We start from the raw sequence: 17,622 nt of genomic DNA, 5'->3' as shown, positions 1-17,622 counted from the left end.
TGACCCCGGGGGCGCGGGGGCCTACGGTCGGCGGGATGGGCGTGGTCGTGATCATCCTTGCCGCCGGTTACGGCGCGGCCGCCGGGCTGCTCCTGCCGCTGGCCGCCTACCGGCTCGGGGTCGAGCCCGAGGAGCCGTGGCGGGCGAGCTGCCCCCGGGGGCACCCGCTGGGCCGCGGGGCGCGCGGCTGGCTCGGGCCCGCGCGGTGCTCGGGCCGCCCGTACGGGCCGAGCGCCCCCCGTACGGCCGTACTCGCCGCGCTGGTCTGCGCGGCACTGGCCGCGGCCGCCGGGGCCCGGCCGGAGACGGCCGTCTTCGTGGCGCTGGCGCCCGTACCGCTCCTGCTCGCCCTGGTGGACCTGGCCGTGCACCGGCTGCCCGACGTGCTGACCCTGCCGCTGGCGGCCGCGGTGGCCGCGCTGCTCGGGGTGGCGGCCCTGCTGCCGGGGACCGCCGGGTCCTGGCCGCTCGCGCTGCTGGGCGGGGGCGCGCTCGGGGCGGCGTACCTCGTGCTCTTCGTCGTCAACCCGGCCGGACTCGGCTTCGGGGACGTCAAGCTCGCGCTCCCGCTCGGGGTCGCTCTTGGGTGGTACGGGTGGGGGGTATGGGCGACCGGCGCCTTCCTGGGCCTCCTCTACGGGGCCCTGTACGGCCTCGGCCTTGTGCTGCGGGGCCGGGCGCGAGGTCGGGACCCCTTCCCCTTCGGGCCCTTCATGGCCGCCGGAGCGCTCACCGGAATGCTGCTCGGCGGTTTCGGAGCGTAATCCTGGCGCGCCAATGCACGCAGCAGGCTTTACGAAGGGTTATGGTGGAACCCCCCCCTCGGGCCGGTCCGTATCCCCCCCACGGACCGGCCCGTTTTTCTTCTCCGGTCCCCCGGACCCGAGGGTGCGGGGAACGCGCAGGTCATCCCCGCTGGGCCCAGATGTTGGTCCCCGGAGTCGAGACCGCGAAGGAATCGATCTCCTTCAACTCCTCCTCCGAGAGCGGCGCGGCCCCCAGGGCGGCCACGTTCTCCTCCAGCTGCCTCACGCTGGACGCCCCGATCAGCGCCGAGGTCATCCGCTCGTCGCGCAGCACCCAGTTCAGCGCCAGCTGCGACAGCGACTGCCCGCGCCGGACCGCGATGTCGTTCAGGCCGTTCAGGCGCCGGACCACGTCCTGCGAGAGCAGGTCCGGATCGAGCGACTTCCCCTGGGTGGCCCGCGAGCCCTCCGGGATGCCCTTGAGGTACTTGCCGGTCAGCAGGCCCTGGGCCAGCGGCGCGAAGGAGATGCAGCCCATGCCGGCCTCCTCCAGCGCGTCCAGCAGCCCGTCCTCCTCCGTCCAGCGGTTGATCATGGAGTACGAGGGCTGGTGGATCAGCGGTCGCACGCCGAGGTCGCGCAGGATCCGCACCGCCTCGACCGTCTGCTCGGCCGTGTAGGAGGAGACGCCCACGTACAGCGCCTTGCCCTGCTGGACCGCGGACGCGAGGGCGCCCATGGTCTCCTCCAGCGGGGTGTGCGGGTCGAAGCGGTGCGAGTAGAAGATGTCGACGTAGTCCACGCCCATCCGCTTCAGGGACGCGTCCAGGGAGCCGAGCAGGTACTTGCGGCTGCCCCACTCCCCGTAGGGGCCGGCGTGCATCAGGTAGCCGGCCTTGGTGGAGAGGACCAGCTCCTCGCGGTGGGACGCGAAGTCCTGGGCGAAGATCTTGCCGAAGTTCAGCTCGGCGGAGCCGGGGGGCGGCCCGTAGTTGTTGGCCAGGTCGAAGTGGGTCACGCCGAGGTCGAAGGCCCGCCGCAGGATCGCGCGCTGGTTTCCCAGGGACGCGTCGTCCCCGAAGTTGTGCCAGAGGCCGAGGGAGATCTCGGGGAGCCGGAGGCCGCTGCGGCCCGAGCGGCGGTACGTCATGGAGTCGTAGCGCGAAGGCTCTGCCCGATAGGGATTGGTATCAGTCACGTTGTCCTCCCTATCACGGACCTGTGACAGACCGAGTTGGGTGAGGCCCCCGCAAGCGCAGTAATGTTGCGGCCTTGAGGGGGACCGCAATTCGCACGGGGGCATTGCACGGAGGGGCTGGAAGATCGTGAATCTGCGCGACCTGGTGTACAGGCTCTACGCACGCCGGGTGGAAGGCCGCATCGACCATGACGCGGCGCCCAAGCACATCGGCGTCATCCTGGACGGTAACCGGCGCTGGGCCAAGGCCTCCGGGGGCACCACGGAACAGGGCCACCAGGCCGGGGCCGAGAAGATCTCCGAGCTGCTCGGTTGGTGCGACGAGTCGGACGTCGAGGTCGTGACCCTGTGGATGCTCTCCACGGACAACCTCGACCGACCCGAGAACGAGCTCGGCCCGCTGCTGACGATCATCGAGAACACCGTGCGGGGCCTCGCCGCGGACGGCCGCTGGCGCGTCCACCACGTCGGGAACATGGACCTGCTGCCCTCCCGCACGCAGACCGTGCTCAAGGAGGCCGAGGAGGCCACCCTCGACCGCGGCGGAATACTGGTCAACGTCGCGGTCGGCTACGGCGGCCGCCAGGAGATCGCGGACGCGGTGCGCTCGCTGCTCCTGGAGCACGCCTCGAAGGGCACCTCCTTCGAGGAGCTGGCCGAGATCCTCGACATCGACCACATCGCCGAGCACCTCTACACCCGGGGCCAGCCCGACCCGGACCTCGTGATCCGCACCAGCGGTGAACAGCGGCTCTCCGGCTTCATGCTCTGGCAGAGCGCCCACTCCGAGTACTACTTCTGCGAAGTGTTCTGGCCGGCCTTCCGCAAGGTGGACTTCCTGCGCGCGCTGCGCGACTACGCGGCACGTCACCGGCGTTACGGGACCTGATCCCGACCGCTCCCCACCCCGCCACGACACCGGGCCCCGGACTCCGTCCGGGGCCCGGTGCGCGTGCGCGCCCCGCCCCCACGCGCCCCACCCGCGGCCTTCACCAGGGATTCACCGAGCGTCCGTCATATGCCGTGGCATGGCAGTGCGTGTTCGAGGGCATACCCCATGCAGGTCGACGCCCGGTCCACGGGTGTCGAGTCTCAGCGGGCGGCACAGGGCCGTCCGCCCGGGAGGCCCTTTGCACCAGGACGCGCGTGCGGTTCGCACGGACGGATTGGAGGGCCGGTGTTCGGCCCTGGCACGGCGGCCGATGACCGGTCCGGTCTTCATGGCCCGACCTCTTCCGAGGGGGTACGTCCTTCCGTGGTGACCAGCACAAAGCGCCGCCTGCCCGACAGGCGGACCTACGTCCTCGACACCAGCGTCCTGCTGGCAGACCCCAACGCGATCTCCCGCTTCGACGAGCACGAGGTCGTGCTCCCGATCGTGGTGATCACCGAGCTGGAGGCCAAGCGGCACCATCCCGAACTCGGCTACTTCGCCCGGCAGGCGCTGCGCCTGCTCGACGACTTCCGCGTTCGCTACGGTCGCCTCGACGCCCCCATCCCGCTGGGCGATCTCGGCGGCACCCTGCGTGTCGAGCTCAACCACTCCGATCCGGGCATCCTGCCCGCGGGCTTCAGGTTGGGGGACAACGATTCGCGGATCCTCGCGGTCGCCCGCAACCTCCAGGCCGAGGGGTACGACGTCACGGTCGTGTCGAAGGATCTCCCGCTGCGCATCAAGGCCTCCTCCGTGGGGCTGATCGCCGAGGAGTACCGGGCGGAACTCGCCATCACCGATGCCGGGTGGACCGGCATGAGCGAGATCGCCCTCTCCGGCGAGCAGGTGGACCTCCTCTACTCCGAGGACCGGCTGTACGTCCCGGAGGCGGCGGAACTGCCCGTGCACACCGGGTTGGTCATCCAGTCCGAGCGCGGCAAGGCGCTGGGCCGGGTCACCGCCGACGGCAACGTGCGGCTCGTGAAGGGCGACCGCGAGGCCTTCGGGCTGCACGGCCGCAGCGCCGAGCAGCGCATCGCGCTGGACCTGCTGCTCGACCCGGAGATCGGGATCATCTCCATGGGGGGCCGGGCCGGTACCGGCAAGTCCGCGCTCGCGCTCTGCGCGGGCCTGGAGGCCGTGCTGGAGCGCCGCCAGCACCAGAAGGTGATGGTCTTCCGGCCGCTGTACGCGGTGGGCGGCCAGGACCTCGGCTACCTCCCCGGTGACGCGGCCGAGAAGATGAGCCCCTGGGCCCAGGCGGTGTTCGACACGCTCTCGGCGGTCGCCGGACGGGACGTCATCGAGGAGGTGCTGGGCCGCGGGATGCTGGAGGTGCTGCCGCTCACGCACATCCGGGGGCGCTCGCTGCACGACGCCTTCGTGATCGTGGACGAGGCCCAGTCGCTGGAACGCAACGTCCTGCTGACCGTGTTGTCCCGGATCGGGGCGAACAGTCGGGTCGTGCTGACCCATGACGTCGCCCAGCGGGACAACCTGCGGGTCGGCCGGTACGACGGAGTGGTGGCCGTGGTCGAGAAGTTGAAGGGCCATCCGCTCTTCGCCCACATCACGCTCTCCCGCTCCGAGCGTTCGCCCATCGCCGCCCTCGTCACGGAGATGCTGGAAACGCTCTGAAAACAATCCGAAAGGACCCATAGCGGTACGGAAGTTGGCGCCGTCCGGCAAAGGCGAAGGAGCCTAGCCGGGCGGCGCACCGCTGCACAGGGCTTCGCCGAAAACAACGGCGTCGCGGCAGGTGTGACCTTTCCCACGCAACGGAGAATTGCCTCGCGGCGTCGAGGTCCGGCAGAGTCTGGTTTCCGTAAGGCCCCGCATACGGCACACGTGTATCCCTCGTGGCTGCACAGCTCAGCAACAACTCCACAGACGACCGCCGTATGCCGCCCGCAAGCACCATGTGGCACTCCCGAACCAGGGAGTTGCCCACGGGCCCGCGCCTCCCGTGACCACAGACCATGGAGGCCAGCGTCAGGGGCACTCCTGCGTCCCCGAGGTCACCGTCCGGACGCTGCTGGAAGGACACCGTGTGAGCCGCATCTCGGTCAGGGGATTCGCCGTGGCATCAGCCACCGCGGTCACCACCGTCGGCGCCGTCGTGGGTGTTGCCACAGGCGACCCCCAGAACTCGAACAACCTCGAGACGACCGCGTCGGGAGCGACTCTCCTCGCAGACATTCCCGCGGGCGAGCAGGCCCGTGTGCAGAACGCTTCGCTGACGCAGCAGGCCGACGCCCTCTCGCACGCCGCCGACACCGACGCCAAGCGTTCGACCGAGGAAGCCGCGCGCGTCCAGGCCGCCAAGGACGCCAAGGACAAGAAGTCCGAGGCCGTGGCCAAGGAGAAGTCGGACGCCGAGGCGAAGGCGAAGAAGGAGCGCGAGGAGAAGGACGAGGTCGCCAGCCGTTCGGCCGGCCGCGACGCCTCCTCCTTCACCCCGAAGAGCTCCTACACGATCGCCGACGTCAAGGCGATCGCGCGCCAGATCGTGCCGGCGTCGCAGTTCCAGTGCTTCTCGAACATCGTCGACGCCGAGTCGACCTGGAACTACCAGGCCGTCAACTCCAGCTCGGGTGCCTACGGTCTGGTCCAGGCCCTGCCCGGCTCGAAGATGAGCTCGGTCGCCTCCGACTGGCGCACCAACCCGGCCACGCAGATCCAGTGGGGCCTGAACTACATGAACGAGCGGTACAACAGCCCGTGTGGCGCCTGGTCCTTCCACCAGGCCAACGACTGGTACTAGGCCGCACCCCCCCGCTCAACCCCGAGGAGCCCCGCACCGTCCTACGGTGCGGGGCTCCTCGCGTGTACCGTCGTCGGGGTCGCGTAGGGACGGGCGGGGGGAAAGGGACGACATGTCGAAGTGGTCAGCCTGGCTGGGCAGAGTGGGCAGAGGGCTGAGCCAGGTCGAGGCGAAGCTGGACGAGCGCCGGGCCGAGGTGGAGGCGGAGAACGCGGAACCGGCGCCCGCCGCGGCGCGCACGGCGGCCCGGGGCGCCGGCGCCGAGGCGCCCGCGGGTCCCGGCGCGGCCGATCCCGTGTCGGCGCGCCTGCGGCCCGACCCGGTGGCCGTGGTGCCCTGGGGGATGCGGGTGGCCGCGGAGGTCAGCTGGCGGCTGCTGCTGGTCGCCGGGATGCTCTGGGTCGTGATGAAGGTGATCAGCGAGGTCAGGCTCGTGGTGCTGGCCTTCGCCGCCGCCCTGCTCGTCACCGCGCTGCTCCAGCCCTTCGTGGTCCGGCTGCGCAGGCTGGGCCTGCCCCGCGGGCTCGCCACCGCCGTCACCGCCATCCTCGGCTTCGTGATCATCGGGCTGGTCGGCTGGTTCGTGGTCTGGCAGGTCATGGAGAACCTCGACCAGCTCTCCGCGCGGGTCCGCGACGGCATCGAGGAGCTCAAGCGGTGGGCCCTCAACAGCCCGTTCCACGTGACCGAGCAGCAGATCAACGACATCGCCAAGAACCTCAGCGACACCATCGGCACCAACACCCAGGAGATCACCTCCGCCGGGCTCCAGGGCGTCACGGTGATGGTCGAGGTGCTGACGGGCATCCTGCTCGCCATGTTCTCCACCCTCTTCCTGCTGTACGACGGCAAGAAGATCTGGCAGTGGGTCCTCGGCCTGGTGCCCACCGCCGCGCGCGCCGGGGTCGCGGGCGCCGGTCCGCGCGCCTGGCGCACCTTGACCGCCTACGTGCGGGGCACGGTCATCGTGGCCCTCATCGACGCCATCTTCATCGGCCTGGGCCTGTGGTTCCTCGACGTGACGATGGCGGTGCCGCTGGCCGTCTTCATCTTCCTGTTCGCCTTCATCCCGCTGGTCGGCGCGGTCATCTCGGGAGCCCTCGCGGTGGTCGTGGCGCTGGTGACCCAGGGCCCGTTCACGGGCCTGATGGTGCTGGCCGTCGTCCTGGCCGTGCAGCAGATCGAGGGGCACGTGCTCCAGCCCTTCATCCTGGGCCGGGCGGTACGGGTGCACCCGCTCGCGGTGGTGCTCTCGGTGGCCGCCGGTGGCATGATCGCCGGTATCGGGGGCGCCGTGGTCGCCGTACCGCTGGTGGCCGTCACCAACACGGTCGTCGGCTACCTGCGGGTGTATTCCAGGGAACAGGACGCGCAGTTCGGACCGGGCCCGCACGGGGCGACGGCCGTCGACCGGGCAGCGGTCGAACAGGGGGAGTAGCACAGTGATATCCGAGCCCGAGGCCGACGCCGGTTGGACGACCGAGGTGACGGGCTCGGCCGAGGGGCCACCGGGGTCGCCCGCACAGGACCTCGCCGAGGGCCCCGGAGGCGCCGGTCGGCGCGCCGTGCGGGGCGGCCGGTGGGCGTGGGCCCTGGGCGGGGCGGTCGTGGCCTCCGCGCTCTGGGCGGGCTCCCTCTACGCCCTCGGGGACCGGCCGGACGCGCCGCCGATGGCCTACGCGCTGCCGGAGAAGCTGTGCGACGCGCTCAAGGCCAAGGCGCTCACCGCCGCCGTCGGGGACCTGCGCTCGGGCAACCCGACCAGTCAGACCGCCGACCATCCGGCGATGGGCTGGGCGATGTGCATGATGGGCAGCCCGTCCGACACGGACCGGGACGTCACCTACAACGTGTGGGCGTCCGTGCAGCTGCACAAGAAGACCGACCCGGAGCCGGAGTTCGGCGTCGAGAGTCCCTGGATGTCGCTCACGAACGCCGGGGACCGGATCCCGGTGCCGGACCTCGGCGAACGGGCCGTGCTGGCCCGGACGAACGACGGCCAGGGGCCCGAGCTGAGGGTGCTGGACGGCGGCGCGGTGTTCTCGCTGTCGGTCGTGTCGGTCAGCGTCAAGGCGCGGGACCCCGGGGCGGGCGACACCGTCGACTACGCCCCGATCGAGGCGGCGATGATCTCCGACATGCGCGACCTGATGGCGGCCCTGAAGAAGTAGCCGCGCGCACCCGCGGCCGCACGCACAAAGGGCCCCGCTGCCGTGGTGACGGCGGCGGGGCCCGGTGCGGTGCACGCGCGGTGGCGCGGATCCGTGGGGGTGTTACACGGTGGCGGTGGCCTCGGCGAGCGCGGCCTCCGCGTCGAGGGTGACCGCGACGGCCTGGATCACCGAGGCGACCTTGAAGGCCTCCTGCACCGTCTCGCGGTCGACGCCGGCCTTGCGCAGGACCTGCTCGTGCGAGTCCAGGCACTGGCCGCAGCCGTTGACCGCGGAGACCGCGAGCGACCACAGCTCGAAGTCGACCTTCTCGACGCCCGGGTTGCCGATGACGTTCATCCGCAGGCCCGCGCGCAGCGTGCCGTACTCCGGGTCGGAGAGCAGGTGCCGGGTGCGGTAGAAGACGTTGTTCATCGCCATGATCGCGGCGGCGGACTTGGCCGCGGTGTAGGCCTCCGCGGACAGGTTCGCCTTGGCCTCCGGCTCCAGCTCACGCAGGACGCGCGGGGAGCGGGCGGCGATCGCGCAGGCCAGGACGGTGCCCCACAGCTGCTGCTGCGAGAGCTTGTCCTGATTGCCGATGACCGAACCGAGGTTCAGCTTCAGGTCCTTGGCGAAGTCCGGGACGGCCGACTTCAGCGTGTCGAGGGACACGGGTCACTCACCGGCCAGCAGCGCGCCGGCGTCGAGGGTGCCCTCGCCCTTGTTCCAGTTGCAGGGGCACAGCTCGTCGGTCTGCAGGGCGTCGAGGACCCGCAGGACCTCCTTGGGGTTACGGCCCACGGAACCGGCGGTCACCATCGTGAACTGGATCTCGTTGTTCGGGTCGATGATGAAGACGGCGCGCTGGGCGAAGCCGTCCTCGCCCTGGACGCCGCAGTCGCGCATCAGCTCGTGCTTGGAGTCGGCCAGCATCGGGAAGGGCAGGTCACGCAGGTCGGCGTGGTCCTTGCGCCAGGCGTGGTGGACGAACTCGGAGTCGCCGGAGACGCCGAGGATCTGGGCGTCGCGGTCGAGGAACTCGTCGTTCAGCTTGCCGAAGGCGGCGATCTCGGTCGGGCAGACGAAGGTGAAGTCCTTCGGCCAGAAGAACACCACGCGCCACTTGCCCTCGTAGGCCTTGTGGTCGATCTGGGCGAACTCGCTACCGGCCTCCAGGGAGACACAAGCGGTCAGATCGTACGAGGGGAACTTGTCACCGACAGTGAGCACGCGCACTCCAAGCGGGAGGGAAAGTGGCCTTTTTGGGGGCTTTCCGAGGGGGTTGGACGGATCTCACATGCTGGCACACCTGGATTGATTACAGAAATAGCTACTCTTGTGGTGGGTGATCGGAGGTACCTATCAGTGGCTGCCAGTAAGAGTGGAACGAAGGGCGCCGTGTCGGCCCCTGCCAAGATCGGCGCGAAGTCCGGCCCGAAGGGTGGCTCGAAACAGCCCACGCTCGCCCAGCTGCGCGCCTTCGCGGCCGTCGCGGAGCACCTGCACTTCCGGGACGCGGCCGCCGCCATCGGGATGAGCCAGCCCGCCCTGTCCGGCGCCGTCTCCGCGCTGGAGGAGGCCGTCGGCGTCCAGCTCCTGGAGCGCACCACCCGCAAGGTGCTGCTCTCCGCGGCGGGCGAGCGGATCGCCGCCCGCGCGAAGGTGGTCCTGGAGTCCATGGCCGCGCTGATGGAGGAGGCCGAGGCGGTACGGGCCCCCTTCACCGGAGTGCTCCGGCTCGGGGTGATCCCCACCGTCGCCCCCTACCTGCTGCCGACCGTCCTCGGGCTCTTCCAGCGCCGCTACCCGCTGATGGACCTCCAGGTCCACGAGGAGCAGACCTCCTCGCTGCTGGAGGGGCTCACCGGCGGCCGCCTCGACCTGCTGCTGCTCGCGGTACCGCTCGGGGTGCCCGGGGTCACCGAAGTCCCGGTCTTCGACGAGGACTTCGTGCTGCTGGTCCCGCGCGAACACCCGCTCGCGGGGCGCCGGGACATCCCGCGCGAGGCGCTGCGCGAGCTCCAACTGCTGCTGCTCGACGAGGGGCACTGCCTGCGGGACCAGGCCCTGGACATCTGCCGCGAGGCCGGGCGCGGCGAGGGCGCGGACGTCACCACGACCGCCGCCGGGCTCTCCACCCTCGTCCAGCTCGTCGCGGGCGGCCTGGGCGTCACCCTGCTGCCGCGCACCGCGCTGCGGCTGGAGACCACCCGCAACGAGTACCTCGCCACCGGGTACTTCGCCGAACCCGCGCCGTCGCGCCGGATCGCGCTGGCGATGCGGACGGGCACGGCCCGGGCGCAGGAGTTCCGGGCCGTCGCGCAGTCGCTGCGGCACGCGGTGCGCCCGCTCCCCGTCTGGACCGCCGAGTAGGCCGCGGGGCCGCGGCTCTCACTCGGTCCGCAGGCCGTCCGGTCGCATCATCCGCAGCAGCGGCGGCAGGCTGAGCAGCGTCACCAGGAGGACCAGGGCGCCACCGGCCCCGACCATCGCCAGCACCACGTTCCACTCGATCAGCACGGGCAGCCCCGTCATCCGCAACAGGACCGAGCCCAGGGCCAGGCCCACGGCGCTGGCGAGGACCAGGGCCAGCGCGATCGGCAGCGCCGTCTGCCACAGCACCGACAGGCACAGCGTGCGGCGGGGGGTGCCGAAGGCGACCAGCGAGGACAGCAGCCGCGCCCGTTCGCGCAGCTGCTCCAGCTGCGCCACCAGCAGGCTCAGCCCGATCAGCACCAGCACGAGCACGGAACCGATGTACAACCCGGCCCGGATGGCGTCGTACTGGCCGTTGGTCTTGGAGTACTGGAGCTGGTACGCCCGGGCGAGCGGGTCCGCCCGGTAGGCGGCCGTGCGGACGTTCTCCACCGCCTCCGGCACCGCCGGGTCGAGCAGCACGTACACGTTCGCGAAGACCTGGGCGTCGGCCACCCGCGGTGCGGCGGACGGGGTGGCCAGCAGGCCGGTGTTCAGGCCCCCGTCCGGGTCGGGGCGGCTCGAGACCTTCCGGATGCCCCGGGGGACCGTCCACTCGACCGGCTTGCCGTCGTCCGGTTCTCCCGACACGGCGCCCGCGAAGAGCTTGGTGCCGGCCGCGGGCGGGGCGTCGTACGACCTTCCGTCCGGGTTCGTGCTCTCCGCCAGGGCGAAGGAGTCGCCCTCGGCGCAGGTCTGGATCACCGCGACCTCGCGCAGCGCGTCACAGGTGCCCACGGTGATCTGGACGCTCGAACCCTCGGCCGGCACCGTGGTGCCCGCGCTGATCCTGGTCAGGGCGACGGCCTTGGTGACGCCCTCGGCCTGCGCGACCTTCGCGGCGATGTCCTCGATCCGCAGGTCGGACCCGGGCTGGCGGTCCGCGGTCACGGCCATCTGGGCCCGCGAGGGGTCGACGCCGATGAGGGCGGTGTACGCGGACTCGGTGCCGGCGAAGAGGACCTGCAGCGCGATGGCCCCGGCCACCGCGACCGCGACGCCGTTGACCAGCCGGGCCGCCGTACCGCTGGCGACCTGGAGGCGGCGCACCGCGAGCTGCCAGGAGACGGGGCCGCGGGACAGCCGCGAGACGCTCCGCTCGACCAGCCAGGGCAGCACGGCCGTGATGCCCACGAGCAGCAGGACGACGCCCGTGCCCACCTGGCCCTGGTTGAAGCGCGCCGGGTCGCCGGAGTTCCGGTTCGCCAGGGGCGCGAGGAGCGCGATCCCGCCGAGCGGAGGCAGCAGCCGCCACCAGATCCGCCGCTTGACGGGGGGCGCGGCCCGTACGACGCCCAGCGGTTCGATGCCCACGCCGCGCAGGGTGAACAGGGTGACCGCGACCGAGAGCAGCGGCACGGCGACGGCGACGAGCGCCGCCAGCCAGGGGCTCGGGTCGAGGTCGGCGGGGAAGACGCCGCGCCGCCCCAGCGCCGGGCTGCCGACCAACTGCCGCGCGGCGAGGAAGAAGAGGACGCCCAGGCCCAGGCCGAAGACGGACCCGGCCAGCGCCTCGCCCGCGGCGATCCGGCGCACCATCCAGACGTCGGCGCCGACCAGGCGGAGCGCGGCGAGGCGGCGGTCGCGCTGCTCGCCGCCGAAGCGGGTGGCGGCGGCGATGAAGACGGTGACCGGCATCAGCAGGGCGACGAAGGTCAGGAGGACCATCAGGGCCAGGACCGGGTCGAGCCGGTCGTCCTCGTCGTCGGCGCCGAAGGCGTCGTAGCGCTGGACCTGCCCGTAGCGGGCGCCGTTGGTGCGCAGGTCGTCGGTGCCCGCGTAGAAGAACAGCTCGCCGGGGCCGACCAGGCCCGCGTCGCCGATCAGGGTGAAGGACTTGGCCCCGAAGCGCTCGCGGAGCTGCTGCCCGTCGGCGGACCTCAGCAGCGCGTCCAGGGCGGGGGAGACGGCGAGTTCGTCCGGGCGGGGGAACCGGGAGAGGCCGGGCGGGGCGGGGGCGTTCGGCCCCTCGGCCTTGATGCGGAACCCCTCGATGGACTGGTGGTGGTACTCCTGGCCGGTCCGCGCGATGAGGAAGGTCTCCGGGCGGGGGCGCTCGGGGCCGGTCAGCGACATGTTCGTGCGGGCGTCGCCGCGGTCGGTACGGGCGGTCAGCGCGCTCGGCAGCGCGGCCGTGACCAGCAGCAGGGCGACGCCGAGCCCGACGCCGATGCCGGTGAGCAGCGTGCGGGTCCAGCCCTGGCGGCCGCCGTTCAGGGCGAACCGGGCGCCCATGAGGAGGTCGCGGGTCCAGCCCTGCGCAGCGGTCATACGATGCGCTCCATGTCCTGCGTCCTGCCGTCCCGCACGACGACCTCGCGGTCCGAGAACGCGGCGACCCGGGCCTCGTGCGTGACCAGGACGACCGCGGTGCTGGCGGCCCGGGCGGCTTCGGTGAGCAGCTGCATGACCAGTTCGCCGTTGAGGGTGTCCAGGGCGCCGGTGGGTTCGTCGGCGAAGACCACCCGGGGGCTGGTGACCAGGGCGCGGGCGATCGCGACGCGCTGGCCCTGGCCGCCGCTGGCCTCGCCGGGGCGCTGGGCGGCTATGTCCTCGACCTCCAGCCGGGTCATCCAGGCCAGGGCGGTGGCCTCGGCCTGCTTGCGCTTCACGCCGTTCAGGCGCAGCGGCAGGGCCACGTTCTCCAGGCAGGTCAGCTCCGGCACGAGCTGGCCGAACTGGAAGACGAAGCCGAACTCGCTGCGGCGCAGGGCGCTGCGCTGGGCGTCGTTCATGGCGGACAGCTCGCGTCCGGCGTAGGTGATGGTCCCCGCGTCCGGCGCGACGATCCCGGCCAGGCAGTGCAGCAGCGTCGACTTGCCGGAGCCGGAGGGTCCCATGACGGCCACGACCTCGCCGGGGTGGATGGAGAACTCGGCGCCGATCAGGGCGGAGTTGGAGCCGTAGGACTTGTGCAGCCCTTCGGCGCCGAGCAGCGAACCGTCGGGGATCACGGGCGCACCTCGTGGCGGAGCTGGTCCAGGCGGGCCGCGGTCAGCTCCAGCCAGCGCAGGTCGGCTTCCAGGTGGAAGAGGGCGTGGTCGCAGATCAGTTGGGCGGCGAGGTCGCCCTTGCGCTTGCGGTTGGTCAGCAGGCGCATGGTGCGCAGGTGCTCGGCGCGCTGGGTGTCGAGGAGCTGTTCGGCGCTGCGGCCGGTGAGCAGGGCCAGTACGACCTTGGTGTAGAGGGTCGACTGGAGGTAGGACTCGGGCTTCTCCGGGGATCCCAGCCAGACCTCGACATCGGTGATCCCGGCGTCCGTGATGGTGTACCGCTTGCGCTCCGGACCGCCGTCGCCCTCGACGCCGTCGACCTCGACGAGGCCGTTCTCCAGGAGCCGGGCCATGGTCGCGTAGACCTCGCCGTAGGCGAGCGGCCGCCCCTGGCCGAACTTCTCGTCGAAGGCGCGCTTGAGGTCGTAGCCGTGGCGCGGCCCGGCCTCCAGGAGGCCGAGCAGTGTGTGACCTATGGACATGGAGCGACTCTACCCACGGCGCACACGCCGTCCGCATACGAGGGGCGCGGGGCCGGGAGCGGGTGCGCGAACGCCCCCGGGCCGGTGGGCCGGGGGCGTTCGCGCGGGTCGCCTATTCGGGGGTCGCCTTCGGGGGGCGCCCGCGGCGGGGCATCGGGCCCGGTGCGGAGGGGAGCCGTCCGGACTCGGCGAGCGCGCGGCGGAGCAGGAACTCGATCTGGGCGTTGGCGCTGCGCAGTTCGTCCCCGGCCCAGCGGGCGAGGGCGTCGTACACCTGCGGGTCGAGCCGCAGCAGCACCTGCTTGCGGGCCGCGCGCCGGGCCGGGCCCGTGGCCGCCGGTCGGTCGTCCTCGCCGGCCCCGTCGGGGACCGGCGGCTCGCCGCCCGCCCTCACTGGTAGAGGGTTCCGGTGTTCACGACGGGCTGGGCCGCGCGGTCCCCGCAGAGCACCACCATGAGGTTGGAGACCATGGCGGCCTTGCGGTCCGGGTCGAGGTCCACGACGTCCTCCTCCTGCAGGCGGGTCAGGGCCAGCTCGACCATACCCACGGCGCCCTCGACGATCAGGCGACGGGCCGCGACGACCGCGCCGGCCTGCTGGCGCTGGAGCATGGCCGAGGCGATCTCGGGTGCGTAGGCGAGGTGCGTGAAGCGGGACTCGATGATGTGGACGCCGGCCGCCTCGACCCGGGCGTGCAGCTCGACCGCGAGCTTCTCGGTGATCTCCTCGGCGTTGCCGCGCAGGGAGAGACCGCCCTCGTCGTGGGCGTCGTAGGGGTACTCGATCGCGATGTGGCGGACGGCGGCCTCGGTCTGGGTCTCGACGAACTCGGTGAAGTCGTCGACCTCGAAGAGGGCGCGCGCGGTGTCCTCCACCTTCCAGACGACGACCGCGGCCAGCTCGATCGGGTTGCCGTAGGCGTCGTTGACCTTCAGGACGGCCGTCTCGTGGTTGCGCACGCGGGTGGAGATCTTCTCGCGGGAGGTCAGCGGGTTGACCCAGCGCAGGCCGTCGGTGCGGATCGTGCCCCGGTAGCGGCCGAAGAGCTGGACCACGCGGGCCTCGCCCGGCGCGACCGTGTTGAGCCCGCACATGCCGTAGAGCGAGCCGAGGACGACGACGACGCCGAGGGCGATCAGGCCCGCCTTGGCGCCCACGGCGGTGAGGACGGCGCCGGTGGCGATCAGGCCCGCACCGAGCAGCAGTCCCAGCAGTCCGAGCAGCAGCGCGAGCCCGCCGCCCACGCTCTTCGCGGTGAACTCCCGTACCTGTGGCGCCGGCATTTCAGTGATGTTCGTCATGGTTCGCCCCGTTTCACTCAAGGGGAGCCGGTCGGACTCCCTAGCAAAGTGATATCACTTTTTTGGCGCACCGCAACTCTTCTGGTCTCCTAGGCGTCGGTTCATAGGGCGCGGGTGCTGATTCTCACGTCCGAATTGACCGTTATTGATCGGGATTGTGCAGCCCTTGTCACAGCCTGCGGTGTTAGCTTTCTGAGCTGACGTCGGGGGTAATTGAGCGGAGCGGGAGCGATGGGCCGAGCAGAAGCGCGACGGGCGCAGCAGCAGCGCGGGACGCGGCGCGCGTCGCGCGGTCGCGCGTCGAAGAGCGACCGCGGCAAGAGCGGTGCGGGCGCGGGCAAGAAGACCGGCATACGCAGGTTCTTCACCTGGAAGAAGATCCTCGGCACCTTCTTCGGCCTGATCCTGCTCGGCATGGCGGCCCTGGTCGGCCTCTACTTCTACGTCGACGCCCCCAAGCCCAACGAAGAGGCGACGCTCCAGAGCAACGTCTACCAGTGGTCCGACGGCTCCGTCATGACCCGCACGGGCAAGTACAACCGCGAGATCCTGCCCTTCGACAAGGTCCCGGAGGACGTGCGCACCACGTTCATCGCGATCGAGAACAAGAACTTCTACAAGGACCAGGGCATCGACTTCAAGGGTCTGGTGCGCGGGTTCATCTCCACGGTGACCGGCAAGGGCAAGGCCGGTGGTTCGACGATCACGCAGCAGTACGTCAAGAACTACTACCTGAACCAGGACCAGACGGCGACGCGCAAGCTCAAGGAAATGGTGATCGCCCTCAAGACCGACCAGGACATGGACAAGAACCAGATCCTGGAGGGTTACATGAACACCAGCTACTTCGGTCGCGGTGCTTATGGGATCCAGGCCGCCGCCCAGGCGTACTACGGCGTCGACGCGCAGAAGCTCACCCTGGAGCAGGGCGCCTACCTCGCCGCCGTCCTGCAGGCCCCCAGCTCCTACGACTGGGCGACCGCCGGTCCCAACGGCAAGCGCCTCGTCATGGTCCGCTTCAACGCGACCCTCGACAACATGGTCGGCATGGGCAAGCTGGACGAGGCCAAGCGCAAGACCTTGAAGTTCCAGGAACCCATCAAGCCCAAGCCCACCCCCGGCCGCGAGGGCCAGAAGGGCTACCTGATGGAGGCCGCCGACGCCGAGCTGAACCGGCAGGGCGTCCCCAAGGCCGCGATCGACGCGGGCGGCTGGACGATCAAGCTCAACATCGACAAGAAGAAGCAGGCCGCCCTGGAGAAGGCCGTCAACGACGAGCTGGAATCCAAGCTGGAGCGCAAGAACACCGCGGAGCGCCCGGTCGACCAGAACGTCCAGGCGGGCGCCACCTCGGTCGACCCCAAGACCGGCGCCATCGTCGCCATGTACGGCGGCACCGGCCAGGCCGAGAAGTGGTCCAGCAACGCCCTGCGCACCGACTTCCAGCCCGGCTCGACCTTCAAGCCGGTCGTGCTCGCGACCGCGCTGCAGAACGGCGCCAAGACGCAGGACGGCAAGCCGATCAACCCGAGCACCCTCTACGACGGCACCAGCGGCCGCCCGGTGGTCGGCAGCGACACCCCCTTCGCCCCGCAGAACCAGGACAAGCAGGACTACTGGCAGATCGGGCACGACGTCACCGTGCAGAGCGCGACCAACTCCTCGGTCAACTCGGTCTACGCGCAGATGACCGTCGACGCGAAGCCGCAGAAGGTCAAGGAGATGGGCCTCGCCCTCGGCATGCGGGACCGCGAGGGCTGGCCCGCCGACAAGCCCGCCATGGCGCTGGGCACCATGAGCGCGAGCACCGTCGAGATGGCCGGCGTCTACGCGACCTTCGACCACCACGGCAAGAAGGTCACCCCGTCGATCATCAAGAGCGCGCAGAACCACTCGCGCAGCTACAAGCCGGTGGTCCCGATCGGTGACCAGGTGATCGACACCTCGACCGCCGACACCGTCACGAAGGTGCTCACCGGAGTGGTCACCGACGGCTCGGGCAACAAGGTCTACAGCGATGCCTACCAGGCTGCGGGCAAGACCGGCACCACCGAGTCCAACGTGGCGGCCTGGTTCACCGGCTACACCCCGGAACTGGTCACCGTCGTCGCGATGTTCGGTGAAGAGGCGGGGACGGGCAAGCAGATCACCCTGACCGGTACCGCGGGCGGTGGCCGCGCGGGCGGCTCCAGCTTCCCGGCCGCCATCTGGAAGGCGTACACGCTGGCCGCGCTCTCGGGCGTCGACACCAGCAAGTTCGAGCTCCCGGACGCGGACATGGGCACCCCGCCCCCGAGCCCCACCCCGTCCACCTCGGCCTCGACCAGCCGCACCCCGTCGCCGAGCAACAGCCGCTCCTCCTCCGGGTCGAGCAGCCCGAACCCGACGAGTTCGAGCTCGCGCAGCTCCAGCCCGGACCCCGGCCACTCCAGCCCGGACCCCGGCCACTCCTCGCCGGACCCGGGGCACACCACACCGGGGCCGACCCGGAGCCAGGGCTTCCCGCCCTTCCCGTAGGCGCCCGCGGGCGCGCACGCACCACGAAGACCGCCGCCCGGCAGCAGGAACGCTGCCG

At 71.1% G+C, this 17,622-nt stretch carries 16 protein-coding genes; 8 read left to right on the top strand and 8 right to left on the bottom strand.

Annotated elements, in window-relative coordinates:
* Positions 1-35: 35 nt before the first annotated feature.
* A complete protein-coding gene (locus tag ACFWAR_RS27440; protein WP_385782407.1) occupies positions 36-764 on the top strand; it encodes a prepilin peptidase in 729 nt (242 codons plus the stop codon).
* 142 nt (positions 765-906) lie between these two features.
* Here the strand turns inward: ACFWAR_RS27440 and mgrA are convergent, their stop codons facing one another.
* Positions 907-1,944, bottom strand: coding sequence for an L-glyceraldehyde 3-phosphate reductase (gene mgrA, locus ACFWAR_RS27435; protein ID WP_385782404.1), 1,038 nt, complete (start codon positions 1,942-1,944; stop codon positions 907-909).
* 127 nt (positions 1,945-2,071) lie between these two features.
* Here mgrA and ACFWAR_RS27430 point away from each other — a divergent pair, with 127 nt between their 5' ends.
* The 5 genes from ACFWAR_RS27430 to ACFWAR_RS27410 all read left to right on the top strand — a co-directional run bounded on the left by ACFWAR_RS27430 (position 2,072) and on the right by ACFWAR_RS27410 (position 7,813).
* Positions 2,072-2,833 (top strand): isoprenyl transferase, encoded by a 762-nt coding sequence (locus ACFWAR_RS27430; RefSeq protein ID WP_385782401.1) that lies wholly within the window; start codon positions 2,072-2,074, stop codon positions 2,831-2,833.
* Between the two features lie 366 nt (positions 2,834-3,199).
* Positions 3,200-4,516 (top strand): PhoH family protein, encoded by a 1,317-nt coding sequence (locus tag ACFWAR_RS27425; RefSeq protein ID WP_354379683.1) that lies wholly within the window; start codon positions 3,200-3,202, stop codon positions 4,514-4,516.
* Positions 4,517-4,928: 412 nt separating this feature from the next.
* Positions 4,929-5,642, top strand: a complete 714-nt coding sequence (locus tag ACFWAR_RS27420) for a transglycosylase SLT domain-containing protein (RefSeq protein ID WP_385782398.1) — start codon at positions 4,929-4,931, stop codon at positions 5,640-5,642.
* Between the two features lie 112 nt (positions 5,643-5,754).
* Positions 5,755-7,080, top strand: a complete 1,326-nt coding sequence (locus tag ACFWAR_RS27415) for an AI-2E family transporter (protein ID WP_385782395.1) — start codon at positions 5,755-5,757, stop codon at positions 7,078-7,080.
* 4 nt (positions 7,081-7,084) lie between these two features.
* On the top strand, positions 7,085-7,813 hold the full coding sequence (locus ACFWAR_RS27410; RefSeq protein ID WP_385782392.1) for a hypothetical protein: 729 nt from the start codon (positions 7,085-7,087) through the stop codon (positions 7,811-7,813).
* A gap of 102 nt (positions 7,814-7,915) precedes the next feature.
* On the opposite strand, the gene ACFWAR_RS27405 is transcribed toward ACFWAR_RS27410, so the two are convergent.
* Positions 7,916-8,467, bottom strand: coding sequence for an alkyl hydroperoxide reductase (locus ACFWAR_RS27405; protein WP_385782390.1), 552 nt, complete (start codon positions 8,465-8,467; stop codon positions 7,916-7,918).
* Between the two features lie 3 nt (positions 8,468-8,470).
* On the bottom strand, positions 8,471-9,025 hold the full coding sequence (locus tag ACFWAR_RS27400; RefSeq protein WP_354379678.1) for a peroxiredoxin: 555 nt from the start codon (positions 9,023-9,025) through the stop codon (positions 8,471-8,473).
* A 168-nt stretch (positions 9,026-9,193) separates the two neighbouring features.
* Here ACFWAR_RS27400 and ACFWAR_RS27395 point away from each other — a divergent pair, with 168 nt between their 5' ends.
* A complete protein-coding gene (locus ACFWAR_RS27395) occupies positions 9,194-10,168 on the top strand; it encodes a hydrogen peroxide-inducible genes activator (protein WP_385782387.1) in 975 nt (324 codons plus the stop codon).
* Positions 10,169-10,186: 18 nt separating this feature from the next.
* Here the strand turns inward: ACFWAR_RS27395 and ACFWAR_RS27390 are convergent, their stop codons facing one another.
* From ACFWAR_RS27390 to ACFWAR_RS27370, 5 genes are all read right to left on the bottom strand, one after another.
* Positions 10,187-12,541, bottom strand: coding sequence for an FtsX-like permease family protein (locus ACFWAR_RS27390; RefSeq protein WP_385782384.1), 2,355 nt, complete (start codon positions 12,539-12,541; stop codon positions 10,187-10,189).
* On the bottom strand, positions 12,538-13,224 hold the full coding sequence (locus ACFWAR_RS27385; protein WP_385782382.1) for an ABC transporter ATP-binding protein: 687 nt from the start codon (positions 13,222-13,224) through the stop codon (positions 12,538-12,540). Before ACFWAR_RS27385 ends, ACFWAR_RS27390 begins: the two co-directional genes overlap by 4 nt.
* Positions 13,221-13,745, bottom strand: coding sequence for a PadR family transcriptional regulator (locus ACFWAR_RS27380; protein ID WP_385782379.1), 525 nt, complete (start codon positions 13,743-13,745; stop codon positions 13,221-13,223). Before ACFWAR_RS27380 ends, ACFWAR_RS27385 begins: the two co-directional genes overlap by 4 nt.
* Before the next feature lie 112 nt (positions 13,746-13,857).
* Positions 13,858-14,139: a hypothetical protein gene (locus tag ACFWAR_RS27375; RefSeq protein WP_385782376.1), complete on the bottom strand. Its 282-nt coding sequence runs from the start codon at positions 14,137-14,139 to the stop codon at positions 13,858-13,860.
* On the bottom strand, positions 14,136-15,029 hold the full coding sequence (locus tag ACFWAR_RS27370) for an SPFH domain-containing protein (protein ID WP_385782374.1): 894 nt from the start codon (positions 15,027-15,029) through the stop codon (positions 14,136-14,138). Before ACFWAR_RS27370 ends, ACFWAR_RS27375 begins: the two co-directional genes overlap by 4 nt.
* A gap of 249 nt (positions 15,030-15,278) precedes the next feature.
* On the opposite strand from ACFWAR_RS27370, the gene ACFWAR_RS27365 reads away from it, so the two are divergent.
* On the top strand, positions 15,279-17,564 hold the full coding sequence (locus tag ACFWAR_RS27365) for a transglycosylase domain-containing protein (protein ID WP_385782372.1): 2,286 nt from the start codon (positions 15,279-15,281) through the stop codon (positions 17,562-17,564).
* The last annotated feature ends 58 nt before the right edge of the window (positions 17,565-17,622 follow it).

Source organism: Streptomyces sp. NPDC059917 (assembly GCF_042730635.1).
In the GTDB taxonomy this organism is placed as follows: Bacteria; Actinomycetota; Actinomycetes; order Streptomycetales; family Streptomycetaceae; genus Streptomyces.
The sequence above is the reverse complement of the archived record's forward strand: the minus strand, read 5'-3'. Positions and strand labels throughout refer to the sequence as shown.

Bases quoted from the DNA above. Each gene is read 5' to 3' on its own strand.
- ACFWAR_RS27380 (WP_385782379.1), bottom strand. From the start codon at position 13,745: ATGTCCATAGGTCACACACTGCTCGGCCTCCTGGAGGCCGGGCCGCGC.
- ACFWAR_RS27440 (WP_385782407.1), top strand. From the start codon at position 36: ATGGGCGTGGTCGTGATCATCCTTGCCGCCGGTTACGGCGCGGCCGCC.
- ACFWAR_RS27365 (WP_385782372.1), top strand. From the start codon at position 15,279: ATGGGCCGAGCAGAAGCGCGACGGGCGCAGCAGCAGCGCGGGACGCGG.
- ACFWAR_RS27390 (WP_385782384.1), bottom strand. From the start codon at position 12,541: ATGACCGCTGCGCAGGGCTGGACCCGCGACCTCCTCATGGGCGCCCGG.
- ACFWAR_RS27370 (WP_385782374.1), bottom strand. From the start codon at position 15,029: ATGCCGGCGCCACAGGTACGGGAGTTCACCGCGAAGAGCGTGGGCGGC.
- ACFWAR_RS27415 (WP_385782395.1), top strand. From the start codon at position 5,755: ATGTCGAAGTGGTCAGCCTGGCTGGGCAGAGTGGGCAGAGGGCTGAGC.